Origin of the sequence: Nocardia sp. NPDC058244, from assembly GCF_042882065.1 — a bacterium.
Taxonomy (GTDB): Bacteria; Actinomycetota; Actinomycetes; order Mycobacteriales; family Mycobacteriaceae; genus Nocardia.
Genome location: NZ_JBHVWX010000003.1, coordinates 8,841 through 20,488 on the forward strand (window position 1 = coordinate 8,841; position 11,648 = coordinate 20,488).

10 protein-coding genes are annotated in these 11,648 nt (G+C 71.9%); 4 read left to right on the forward strand and 6 right to left on the reverse strand.

The features are described from left to right. Positions 1-152: 152 nt before the first annotated feature. The gene (locus ACFVW6_RS09750) at positions 153-773 is read left to right on the forward strand and encodes an MspA family porin (RefSeq protein WP_378826462.1); all 621 of its coding nucleotides are present in this window, start codon (positions 153-155) and stop codon (positions 771-773) included. Here the strand turns inward: ACFVW6_RS09750 and ACFVW6_RS09755 are convergent. Genes ACFVW6_RS09755 through ACFVW6_RS09780 form a run of 6 tightly spaced genes read right to left on the reverse strand, consistent with a single transcriptional unit; the run spans position 749 to position 7,688 of the window. Next, complete coding sequence (locus tag ACFVW6_RS09755; protein ID WP_378826464.1) at positions 749-1,867, reverse strand: glycosyltransferase family 4 protein; 1,119 nt, start codon at positions 1,865-1,867, stop codon at positions 749-751. The genes ACFVW6_RS09750 and ACFVW6_RS09755 overlap by 25 nt on opposite strands. Beyond that, positions 1,854-2,849 carry a beta-xylosidase gene (locus tag ACFVW6_RS09760; RefSeq protein ID WP_355278531.1) on the reverse strand — a complete coding sequence of 332 codons (996 nt, stop codon included), beginning with the start codon at positions 2,847-2,849 and terminating at the stop codon, positions 1,854-1,856. Before ACFVW6_RS09760 ends, ACFVW6_RS09755 begins: the two co-directional genes overlap by 14 nt. Then, complete coding sequence (locus tag ACFVW6_RS09765; protein WP_378826468.1) at positions 2,833-4,431, reverse strand: oligosaccharide flippase family protein; 1,599 nt, start codon at positions 4,429-4,431, stop codon at positions 2,833-2,835. The genes ACFVW6_RS09760 and ACFVW6_RS09765 overlap by 17 nt, the downstream gene beginning before the upstream one ends. Then, entirely contained in the window at positions 4,428-5,498 is a 1,071-nt protein-coding gene (locus ACFVW6_RS09770; RefSeq protein ID WP_378826470.1) for a glycosyltransferase family 4 protein, read from the reverse strand. The genes ACFVW6_RS09765 and ACFVW6_RS09770 overlap by 4 nt, the downstream gene beginning before the upstream one ends. Beyond that, on the reverse strand, positions 5,495-6,853 hold the full coding sequence (locus ACFVW6_RS09775) for an O-antigen ligase family protein (RefSeq protein ID WP_378826472.1): 1,359 nt from the start codon (positions 6,851-6,853) through the stop codon (positions 5,495-5,497). The genes ACFVW6_RS09770 and ACFVW6_RS09775 overlap by 4 nt, the downstream gene beginning before the upstream one ends. 4 nt (positions 6,854-6,857) lie before the next feature. After that, a complete protein-coding gene (locus ACFVW6_RS09780) occupies positions 6,858-7,688 on the reverse strand; it encodes a glycosyltransferase family 2 protein (protein ID WP_378826474.1) in 831 nt (276 codons plus the stop codon). Positions 7,689-8,005: 317 nt separating this feature from the next. Here ACFVW6_RS09780 and ACFVW6_RS09785 point away from each other — a divergent pair, with 317 nt between their 5' ends. Genes ACFVW6_RS09785 through ACFVW6_RS09795 form a run of 3 tightly spaced genes read left to right on the forward strand, consistent with a single transcriptional unit; the run spans position 8,006 to position 11,486 of the window. Beyond that, entirely contained in the window at positions 8,006-8,998 is a 993-nt protein-coding gene (locus ACFVW6_RS09785) for a hypothetical protein (RefSeq protein ID WP_378826476.1), read from the forward strand. Between the two features lie 56 nt (positions 8,999-9,054). Continuing rightward, entirely contained in the window at positions 9,055-10,386 is a 1,332-nt protein-coding gene (locus ACFVW6_RS09790; RefSeq protein ID WP_378826478.1) for a glutamate-1-semialdehyde 2,1-aminomutase, read from the forward strand. Next, positions 10,383-11,486 (forward strand): glycosyltransferase, encoded by a 1,104-nt coding sequence (locus ACFVW6_RS09795; RefSeq protein WP_378826480.1) that lies wholly within the window; start codon positions 10,383-10,385, stop codon positions 11,484-11,486. The genes ACFVW6_RS09790 and ACFVW6_RS09795 overlap by 4 nt, the downstream gene beginning before the upstream one ends. Positions 11,487-11,648: the final 162 nt, after the last annotated feature.

Below are 11,648 nucleotides of genomic sequence, written 5' to 3' on the forward strand. Positions count from 1 at the left end.
GGCGGATGAGTGGCCCGCGTGGGATACTCGAGGGGCCCAACGTCGCGCCGGGTGCAGTGCCGCACCGGCTGAGCCCGGATCGTGGGGAGGCGACGTCGAACACGCTGTTCGGCGGGCGAAGGTTCAGGGGAACAATTCCGAGGGGCATCATCGTGTTTCGTCCGCGCGCGCTGCGCAGGATCGCGGCGGCCTCGGCCGTCGTCATCGGTCTCACCATGGGCACCGGCTCGGCCGGTGCCGCCGTCGACAGCAGCAACTCCGTCCTCGACGGGCACGACCGCACCGTCGAGGCGGTCCAGTCACACACCCGGATCGACTTCGTCGCACCGCTGGACGGCAATCCGCTGACCCGCGAGTGGTTCCACAGCGGCGAGGCGTCCTACCTGGTCACCGGCCCCGACGCCGCCGACTGGACCGGGCGTCTCACCATCGGTTACCAGGTCGGCTATCCCGCCACCCTCGACGGACGACTGAAGTTCGAGTGGTCGACGCCCAGTCTCGGGGTCGAGGTCGGCGGCAGCGGGCCGACCGTGAAGCTGGACGGCCTGATCCCCCGCGCCGGCGTCGAGCTGGCGGTGGGGTTCGGCCCGGGTATCCGGGAGGTCGAGGTCGCCGGTGGCGACATCGCCGGAACCGAAGGCGTGCTGCGGCTTTCCGGGTTCCACGGCACCGTGACCGGTGTGCTCGGCCAGACCAATGTCCGCCCGTTCGTGAAGATCGTCACCGCCACCGGCGACACCGTCGTCACCTACGGCCGGACCTTTTCGATCTGATCCGAGGTCGCGAGTAGCGCGTCCAGCATGCGGGGCAGCGTCACGGCGAGATCGTGGTCGGCCGCGATCGCGTCGCGGCCGCTGTCGCGCAGCCGGGCGCGCAGCTCCGGGTCCCGGCCGAGCCGCCGCAGTGCGTCGCGCAAGGCGATCGGATCGCCGGGCGCGACGCACAGTGCCGTGTCGTCGGTGACATTGCCGCCGTGATCGGTCGCGACGACCGGCACACCCACGCTCATCGCCTCCAGCACCACCAGCGGGCCCGCCTCGGGCAGCACGCTCGCCGACACCAGCACATCCCAGCCACGGATCGTCGGCAGCGGGTCGACATTGCCGAGGAACCGGACGCGGCCGGCCAGGTCGGCCCGCTGGGCCCGTTCCCGCAGCGCGGCCAGATACGGTTCGTCGCCCGGATGCGCGGAGCCGGCGATCTCGATCCGGATCTCGGGGAGCTCGGCGGCGGCCGCCAGCAGCACGTGCTGGCCCTTCCACTCGGTCACCACGCCCAGGATCCCGGCCACCAGGGGCTCGCGCTCGACAACCGGGGCGGGATCGACCGGCCAGCGCACGCCCTGCCGGGCGACCTCGACCTCGAATCCCCACGCGCGCAACGGCATCGCGGCTCGCTCCGACACCGCGACCGCGCGACCGACCGCGCGGCGCCCCGCCCGCGCGACCGCGAGCTGCCGTCGGCTGACCACCACATCGTGCACCAGCCAGACCGTGGACCGGCGCCGCGGCAGCGCCAGGGCCACCGCGGGCAGGGCCATCGTCGAGTTCACCACCAGCCGGACCTCGCCGGTGCGCGAGACCCGCCGGAGCACGTGGGCGGCCAGCCACCACCGCCACACCAGGACGGCGGCGGCGCGCAGCCGCTGTCCGCCCCGCTGACCGGCCAACCCGAGTTCCGGGATCGCGACATGACCGACCGCGGCGGGCAGCAGATTCCGCAGCGGTCCGTCGGGACAGACCACCCGGACCCGCCTGCCCTGTCGCACCGCCAGCTCGGCCAGGGCCAGCATGATCTTCTCGGCGCCCGAGGCCCGGCTGGAATGCGCGACGAACACCAGTTCCCGAGCGTCGCTAGCGGCCGGCACGGCGGGCCTCCGCGTGGGCGCGCAGCACGGCCAGCGCGGGTTTCTCGGTGTAGTCACGGCGGAGCATGCCGAAGTTGTCCTCGAGATCGTCGCGGTCGTCCCCGGCGTCGACGAGGGAGTAGACGAACACCGGCCCGATATCGTGCATCGTGGCGATCAGACCGAGTCCCTGATCGAGGATCTCGGCCTGCACGGCCTCGCTGACGGCCCGCGCGCCGGTGCCCGTGGGCGCCCCGAATTCGGTCGGCCACAACAGGACCGAGGTGTCGTTGTTCGCGTCCATGATGCGCCGGATGGCCATCAGATTGCCGAACGCGTTGTACCAGGCCGGCGACGCGGGCAGCTCCGGATAGGAGTAGGGGTGCACCGCGATCCCGTCGAAGTCGGCCGCGGCCCCGAGTTCGTAGAGCAGCTCCACGAACGAGGTCGGCGCGATGTCCTGGCCGTTGTTCGTCGCCGGTGCCAGGCCGCCGACGAGGACCTGGCCGTGCGGCTGCCGCGCCCGGACCGACAGCGCGGCCTGGCGCAGCAGATGCGCGTAGACCCCGATGTCCGGCCGCGGCGCGAAGAAGGCGGTGACATTGGGTTCGTTCCAGATCTCCCAGTGCGAGATCTGGTCGCGGTACCGATCGACCGCGTCGCCGACGAACCGGCCGAACAGCACCGGCTGCGGCACCGCCTTGCTGGTCTCGACACCCTCGTGCAGCCCGGCCCAGGCGGGCGCGTAGGTCAGGATGGCCAGCACGGACAGGTCGTGGGCCCGCGCCGCGCCGACCGCGCGGTCGGTCGCCGACCAGTCCTGGCGGCCGCGCTGCGGTTCGATCACCGACCAGTCGAGGTCGATCCGGACCCAGGTGGCACCGCTGGCGGCGACGACGGCCATCTGCCGGTCCAGTTCCGCCGCATCGGATTCCAGCCAGGCGTGGCCACCGGACACACCGAGACCGGTGGCGGGGGCGGCGGTGTCAGTGGTGATCGGCACGGTCGTCGCGCATCCCAGCATCGTCACCGTGACGACTGCTGCGGTGAGCATCCCCCGGGCGATTCGCCACAGTGTCATCAGGTTTCGGCCCCCGCAAGGTTCGTATCGTCAATCCGTCGGTCCGTCGCACGATGCAGCCGGCGAGGAACAGGTATATCAGGCAGGCCGTGATCGCGGTGACGATCCACGGAGGTGCCCAGTGCCGGTCGATCGCGGTCGCCGCGGCGATCACCGCGGCGGCCACCCCGGCGACGGCGGTCACCGTGGCCAGCGGCACCAGCCGGCGCACCCGGACCGCGGCGGCCAATGCGACCCAGACCGCGACGAGCAGCACCAGCTGCGCCACCAGTCCGGCGAGGGCCGCGCCGGTATAGGACCAGCGCGAGATCAGCGGCCAGGCCAGCGCGAGGTCGACCAGCAGGGCGACCGCGGCGATCCAGGGGATGACGACATTGCGGCCGACGGCCATCAGCGCCACCAGGCCCAGGTGCGCCAGCGCCCCCAGCAGGCCGCCGAGGATCTGGATCCGGGCGGCGTCCGCCGCCGCGTCCAGATCCGCGCCGAACAGCAACCGGATCCCGTCGGCGGCGACCGGCCAGAAGGCCACCAGCGCGGCCAGCCCGAGCGCGGTCAGCGCGGTGGTCGCCTGGCGGAAGTAGCGGCGGAAACGCGCCGGATCGTCCGGCCACAGGGCGATCAGCAGCGTGGTCAGCGGGGCGACCACCGCGAGTGCCGCGGTGTCGAGCAGATCGGCGAACTTCATACCGACGGCGAAGAGCCCGACGGACTCGTAGCTGTCGAAGTGCCCGAGCAGCAGCAGCCCGACCTTCTGCAACACGATGATCAGGGCGAGACCGATGCTCAGCGGCAGCGCTTCCCGCAGCATGCCGCCCCACCAGCGCAATTCGATGCGTCGCGCGGGGATCGGCCCGCCCAGCCCGCGCCCGATCCCGACGATCTTCACCACGAGCGCGACGATCTCGTACACGACGGCGGGCACCACGACCAGGAGCAGGGTCGGCGACCACAGCACCGCCAGGACCGTCAGCGCCAGCTGCACGGTGCGGGCCAGCGCTTCGGCGGCGGCGACCAGGGTCAGCCGCATCGTCGACTGGAACAGCACGGTCAGCGCATGACTCGGCGTGGCCACGACCACCACCAACCCCGCGACCGCGGTGGCCGTGACGACCTCCGGCGGACACCGCAGCACCAGCACGTACCCGAGCGCCAGGCCGTAACCGACGAGCCCGAGCACCGTCCGCAACACGATGAACGAGCTGGCGATCTCGGCGGCCTCGGCGGGTTCCCCGTGGACCAGCTTCCCGATGACCGCGCGCCCGACACCGAGATCGGTGACGATCGCGAGCATGCCGAGCAGCCCGAACACGAAGGAGAAGTAACCCCATTCGACCGCGGGCAGCATGCGCGCGATCAGCGTGGTGCCCAGCAATCCCAGCACCGCGGCGAAGATCCGGCTGGCCAGCATCGCCGCGGTGTTGCTCGCCGCGGCCCGGCCGGATCGAGCACGGCCACCGTGCGCGGGATCGTCGCGGGAGACGGCCGCGGTGGCTTCGTCGGTCACGACAGCAGCCCGGCCGCGCGGTAGGCGGCGACGGTCGCCGCCGCCGTCCGCTGCCAGCTCAGCTCGGCCGCCGCGGCGCGGCCGCGCTCGCGCAGGTCCTGGTTGGCGGCCGCGTCGTGCACCAGCGGACGCAGGGCCTTCGCCCAGTCCTCGGCGGTCGTGCGCGCCACGAGCACCGCGCCGTCCCCGCAGACCTGGGGCAGCGCGCCGACCGCGCTCGCGACCACCGCGCCACCGCAGGCCATGGCCTCGACCGGCGGCAGCCCGAATCCCTCGTACTGCGAGCAGTACGCGACCACCGTCGCGGCGGCGTACAGCGCGGGCAGGTCCGCGGTGTCGACGTAGCCGAGTCCGAGCGCCGTGCTCGGCGCGTGCGGGCCGTCGGACCCGGCACCGGCCAGCACCAGCGGGATGTCGAGCAGACCGGCCGCCTCGGCCAGCATCGCGACCTGCTTGCGCGGTTCGACGGTGCCGACCTGCAGCACGAATCGCGGCGGCAGGTCGTATCGCGCGCGCACCCGCGCCACCTCGTGGTCCGCGGGTACCCGCGCCCACCCGGCGGGCGCGAGCGGAACGACGACCGCGTCGCGGCCGAACCGGTCCGCGATCCGCTCGGCGGTGAACTCCGAGACCGCGACGAGCAGATCGGCACGGGCCAGCGACATCCGGACCAGCAGCTGTTCGCCCCGCGCCCGGTAGCGGCTGAACGCCCACGGCACGTCGAACACCGACAGGTCGTGCACGGTGCTGACGGTGGCGCGCGGCCCGGTGACCGGAACGTCGACGTCGAGCCCGTGGAAGACGTCGACGCCGCGCAGCGGGGCGATGCCGTGCCAGGCCCGCCGCGCTCCGGCCGCGACCGGACGCGGCACCGGGGTGATGCCCGGGGGCAGGGTCGCCGCGGCATCGGCCTGGACCACGGCCGACAGGTCCGTTCCCGCCAGCAGCGCGGGCATCCGCGCCAGCAGCTCACGCTGATACGTCGACACCCCCGCCCCGTGCGGGCGGCAGGCGAGCGCACCGAAACGCAGTGCGCCACCTGAATTCTCACGTGCCTCGATATTCATGTCACCTGCTCGGGGACGGAGCTGCGCTCGACGGTCGGGGACCGCTGGGTGATCGCACAGCCGACGACGGCGGCCAGCAACCAGAAGTAGAAATCACTCGGGAAGATCTCGAAGTAGCTCGAGGCGACCGCGGCCACCGCACTGGCCAGCACGGCGGCCGCGACCCCGAGGGCCAGGGCCGCGTCGTTCCCGCGCAGGGCGCGGGCCGCGCGAATCGACATCAGGTAGATCACCACCATGATCGCCGCGAACAACCACACCCCGATCGGCCCGAGTTCGATCAGCAGCTTCACGTAGTAGTTGTCGGGCTGATACGGACGTCCGTAGATCTGCACCTCGCCCGTGGCGTACGGCAGCTTCTCCGCCATCGGGCCGAGTTCCTCGACCAGCTGACGCGCCTTCGCGGCCCCGGTGGAGCCGAGTCCGTCCCCGAACGGATGACTGCCCATCGACCGGAGCACGGTGTTCCACCCGGTCCCCCGGTCGGCCAGGCTCGACGAGGAGAACAGCGAACTGCGGGCCTGCGCGGACACCGCGACACTGCCGAGCACGACCAGCACGACGCCGCCGATGATCACCGATTTCAGCTGCCGCCGATACCGCACCACCGCGAGCACCAACGCCCCCACCAGCAGACCGGCCAGCGCGGCCCGCACCACGCTCGCCGCGATCCCCGCGACCAGGATCGGCGTCGCCAGCAGGAAGATCCGGTTGCGCGGGCGCCGGGGCGCGGCGAGTGCGACCGATCCGCCGACGAGCAGGACCGTCACCAGGTAGAAGCCGAACGGGAACGGCTGATTGAAGGTGCTGAACGAGCGCAGGATGCCCCCGGAGAACCGGATGGTCTCGTTGTACTCGTACCCCATCTGCGCCAGACCGGCCGCGCCGATCGCCTGCTGGGCCAGCCCGAACACCGCGATCGCGACGGACTCCACCATCATGATGGTCACCAGCAGATCGCGGTCGCGCGCGCTGAACGGCCGCAGGTACAGGATCAGCGGGACCACGACGAAGTAGAAGAACGTGATCTTGATCGCGAACAGGCCGAGCGAGCCCGCCGTCACGAACGCCGACACGACCCCGAACAGGACCAGGGCCGCGCCGAGCGACCACCACGGAATCACCGGGCGCGGTTCGGGTTCGCGCTGCGGGACGAAGACGGCCACCCCGAGGGTGAGCAGCAGCAGCGCCTCCTTCCACCCGTTGACCTGCATCCACCCGGGCGCGATCAGGAGCAGACCGTTGAACGGCACCAGCGCGGCGACCAGCAACAGCCCGCGCTGCGGCCGATGCCGGATCCAGCGCAGGAACACCCAGGCGACCGGGACGGCGAGCAGGTACAGCAGCGGGCCCACGCGCTCAGTCCTGCCCGATCGCGCGTTTGACCCGCGCGCACAGCCGGACCAGCGCCTGCCGCACCACCTTGCCGTCACCGACGAGCAGATCGACGGCACGGATCTGATCGCGATGCCTGCGGCGGTAGTGGTGGTTGAACCGGAGCACGTCGGACAGTTTGCTCAGGGTCGACGTGGTGGACGAATGGTTGAACGCCGAGGCGCGGTTGACCGCCAGCACCCGGCTGTCGCCGTAGAACCCGCCGCGCTCGACCAGTTGCGCGACGAGGTCGATGTCCATCGCGTAGAGGAAGTCGGTGCGGAATCCGCTGGTCGTGGCGAGATCGCTGCGGCGGAACATGAACGCGGCCGTCGGGCACAGCTCGTCGGGGAGCTTGCGGACGAAGGCCCGCAGGGTGGTCCGCGAGGAGCAGCGGCCGAGCAGGCCCGTCAGCCCGCGCGACCGGGCCAGCAGCGTCCCCGCGTCGTCGATGACGTCGAACCTGGCCCCGGTGACGGCGATCGCCGGATCGCGCAACGCATCGACCTGCGCCGACAGGCAATTCGGGGTGATCAGGTCGTCGGCGCAGACGAGCTTGACCAGCTCGCCGGAGGCCAACCCGATCGTCCGGTCCCAGTTCTCGGCCATCGGCAGGACGGCGTCGTTGGTGTACAGCCGAATCCGGTCGTCGTCGAACGACCGCACCAGGTCGCCCGTGCCGTCGGCGCTCGCGTTGTCGACCACGACGATCTCGAAGTCCGCGAAGTCCTGCTCCAGGATCGACCCGATGGTCTCGACGATCGTGCGCGCCGCGTTGAATGCCGGGACACACACCGACACCCGAACCCCCACCACTGTTCGATCCTCCATGATTTCCGTCACTCACCGATCCGTCGTGCCCGCTGGGGGCCGGCACGAACCGGCTCAGCGTACCGATCTCCCCGTGCCCGCGCTCATCTGGCGATTTCCACCACACCGAGCCGCTGAACGGTTGCCGGACACGCCGCACCACGTGCGTATCGAACGCGACGGCGTCGACGTTTCCGATCCGGCGACACGTTTGCCGAGCCCGCCCGGGGGGTAACCGTCTCGCGGCGGCGTCTCGCCGCGCTCGCGACACCTCGGAACCCCAGCTAACATCGCCACCACTACCGGCGGAATGTGGGGGAAGTGTGAGCGAGACGGGGACGGCGGCGACGGGTGAGTCCCGCTCGGCGAGTGCGTCGATGTCCGGCGTCGACCTCGCCGGGCATGCCCGCCAGCTGGTCCGGGTGCTGCCGATCGCCTTGGTGATCGCGGTGCTGGTCGGCGCCGGCGTCTGGCTGGTGCGCGATCGCAGCGACCGGACCTACGAGGCGAGCCTGACCGCGCAGATCTCCCAGCAGTCGATCGGCGCGGTGTTCAACGAACTCACCCAGCCCTACATCGTGCTGGTGACCGAGAGCCGGGTGCTCTCGGACGTGGTGAAGAACGGGCTCGCCCCCTCCGAAGACGACCTGCGGCCCCGGGTCTCGGCCATGACCGGGCCCGCCCCGTCGCTGCTGATCATCAAGGCGCAGGCGGGCACGCCCGAGCAGGCCGCCAAACTCGTCCTCGCGGTGCAGCAGTCGCTGGACCGGGTCGGTTCCCAGATGCGCACCGAGGCGATCGCCCGCTCGGCGGCCGACCTGGAGGATCACCGCCGGGCCGTCGAGGACACCTTCTCCAAGCGGCTCGTCGACGATCCGCTGCGCCCGGAGCTGAGCTTCGACGCCAGGGACGTCGCCCGCGAGATCGAGTTCCGCCAGGTGCTCGGCATGGCCCGGCTGACCGTGATCAGCAACCCGCGCACGGAACTGGTCGCCCCGCACCCGGTGCAGGAGGGCCTGTTCGCCGCGCTGGCGACGTTGATCATCGCCGCCGAGGGCCTGGTCCTCGCGCGGGGTGTGCTCGAACGGCGCACCGGCCGCAAGCGCCCCACCGCCGAGCCGGAACCCGCCGCCGCGACCGCCGATGCGCCCGCGCCGGCGAGTACCGCCGCGGCCGTGTCCGTCCGTGCCGATGCGGTCACCTCGGCGACGGCACCCGGCGCGTACGACCCCGAGACCACGGTCCTGCCCCGGCAGTGGCCGCCGCGGGCCGCGCCGGTGAAGACCGCGAGCAAGAACGCGACGCCCAGCTCGTAGGCAGGCAACCGCTCGGTCCGGTCGCCGAGGAACCGCACGAGCCGAGAGGAATGCTGATGCGCAGCTTCGAACACAGCACGGCCGTCCAGGCCCGGCTGCACGAGCTGGTTCCCGGCGGCGCGCACACCTACGCGCGCGGCAGCGACCAGTACCCCGAGGGCATGGCACCGGTGCTGGTGCGCGGCAAGGGAGCTCGGGTCTGGGATGTCGACGGCAACGAGTTCGTGGAGTACGGCATGGGCCTGCGCTCGGTCACGCTGGGCCACGGCTACGAGCCGGTGTGCGCGGCCGCCGCACTCGCCGCCGCCGACGGCCTGAGCTTCTCCCGGCCGACCGAGCTGGAACTGCTCGCCGCCGAGGACTTCCTGTCGCTCGTGCCCGGCGCCGACATGGTCAAGTTCGCCAAGAACGGCTCCGACGCCACCACCGCCGCGGTCCGCCTCGCCAGGGCGGTGACCGGCCGGACCCGGATCGCCGTCTGCGATCAGCCGTTCTTCTCCGTCGACGACTGGTTCATCGGCACCACCGACATGGCGGGTGGCATCCCCGTCGTCGACACGGTGAAGTTCCCCTACAACGACCTCGACGCGCTGGCGGCCACCCTCGCCGCGAGCGACGTGGCCGCGGTGTTCCTCGAGGCCGCGACCGCGCTGGCCGAGCCGCTGCCCGGCTACCTGGAAGGCGTTCGCGCACTGTGTGATCGGTACGGCACGCTGCTGGTGTTCGACGAGATGATCACCGGGTTCCGCTGGGCGGCGGGTGGCGCGCAGGCCGTCTACGGCGTCACGCCGGACCTGTCGTGCTGGGGCAAGGCGATGGGCAACGGGTTCCCGATCTCCGCGCTCGCGGGCAAACGCGAGTACATGGAGCGCGGCGGCCTGCGCACCGACCAGGACCGGGTGTTCCTGCTCTCGACCACACACGGCCCGGAGACCTCGGCGCTGGCCGCGTTCCGCGCGGTCGTGCACGCCTACCGCACCGAGGACCCGATCGCCCGGATGGAGCGGGCCGGTCGCGATCTGGCCGACGGCGTGAACGCGGCCGCCGCCGCGCTCGGCCTCGCCGACCACGTCCAGGTCCTGGGTCGCCCGTCCTGCCTGATCTTCCGCACCCTCGACGCGGAAGGTGTTCCGTCCCAAGCCTTTCGGACCCTGTTCCTCCAGGAACTCCTCCAGCGCGGCGTGCTCGGCCAGTCCTTCGTCGTCTCCGCCGCCCACGACGCCGACACGGTGCGCGCCACCGTCTCCGCCTGCGCCGAGGCGGCCGTGATCTATCGCCGCGCGATCGAGCACGGCACCGTCGACGGCCTGCTGCGCGGCAGGCCCGTCGCCCCCGCCCTGCGCCGCACCGCGGCTCCCCGACAGATCGAAACGAGCACCTCCCGATGACCCGTGTCGCCCTCGTGCACGAACGTTTCACCGAGTTCGGCGGATCCGAGGCGGTGGTCGGCGAATTCGTCGAAACCTGGCCCGGCGCCCAGGTTTTCGCACCGATCGTCGCACCGGGTGGCGTCCGCGCACCGGTCGGCGCGGTCCACGACAGCTGGCTCAGCCGGGCCCACTCCCTGACCGGCGGCAGGCACGCTCCCCTGCTGCCGCTGGTGCCGCGGGTGCTGCGCCGCCTGCCGCTGCGCGACCACGACGTGGTGGTGATCAGCCATCACGCCTTCGCCACCCAGGCCGCCCTGGCCACCGACGCACCCGTGATCGCCTACGTGCACAGCCCGGCCCGCTGGGCCTGGGATCGCGAATTCCGCGCCCAGGAGGCGGGCGGGCGCGCCGGACAGCTCGCCCTCGCCGCCCTGGGCACCCTGGCCCGGCGCGGGGAACTGCGCGCCGCGCCCCGGCTCACCCACGTCGTCGCCAATTCGCACGCGGTCGCGCAGCGGGTCACCGACTGGTGGGGCCTGCCCGCCTCGGTGGTCAACCCGCCGGTCCAGGTCGCGCGGTTCACGCCCGACCCGGCCGTCGTCCGCGAGGACTTCTACCTGTGCGCGGGCCGCCTGGTGCCCTACAAGCGCGCCGACCTGGCCATTCGCGCCGCGCAGCAGGCCGGGGTGCGCCTGGTCGTGCTCGGCGATGGCCGCTTCCGCGCCCAGCTCGAGGCGATCGCGGGTCCGGAGACGACCTTCCTCGGCGCCACCTCCGCCGAGCAGTTGCAGGACATGTACCGGCGCTGCCGGGCGTTGCTCATGCCGGGCATCGAGGACTTCGGCATCGTCCCCGTCGAGGCGATGGCGTGCGGGGCGCCCGTGCTCGCCGTCGGGTCGGGCGGCGCGCTCGACACGGTGCGCCCCGGGGTCAGCGGCGAGTACGTGCCCGCCGGCGCCGACGACGAGGTCGTCGCGGCGCTGGCCGAGCTGATGGGCGAGTTCGATTCGGCCGCCTACGATCCGGCGAAGATCCGCGATCACGCGCTCACCTTCGCCCCCGAGGTGTTCCGCGCGCGGATGCGCGGCGTCGTCGACGACGTCCTCGCCGGACGGTAGCGACAAGTTGTCCGAAACTTTCAGTTACTGAAATCAGCTGTCACACACACCGTTTGACCTGCGACGATCGGTGACAATTCCCACACGGCGACCGGGCGCCACGAGCTTGCCCGGCTAGGTTACCGACGAGTACGGTTAGGGCCTGCCGGGACGACGATGTGC

What these genes read in the sequence shown, in the direction of transcription:
- ACFVW6_RS09770 (WP_378826470.1), bottom strand. Translation starts at nt 5,498, where the DNA reads ATGAATATCGAGGCACGTGAGAATTCAGGTGGCGCACTGCGTTTCGGT.
- ACFVW6_RS09790 (WP_378826478.1), top strand. Translation starts at nt 9,055, where the DNA reads ATGCGCAGCTTCGAACACAGCACGGCCGTCCAGGCCCGGCTGCACGAG.
- ACFVW6_RS09795 (WP_378826480.1), top strand. Translation starts at nt 10,383, where the DNA reads ATGACCCGTGTCGCCCTCGTGCACGAACGTTTCACCGAGTTCGGCGGA.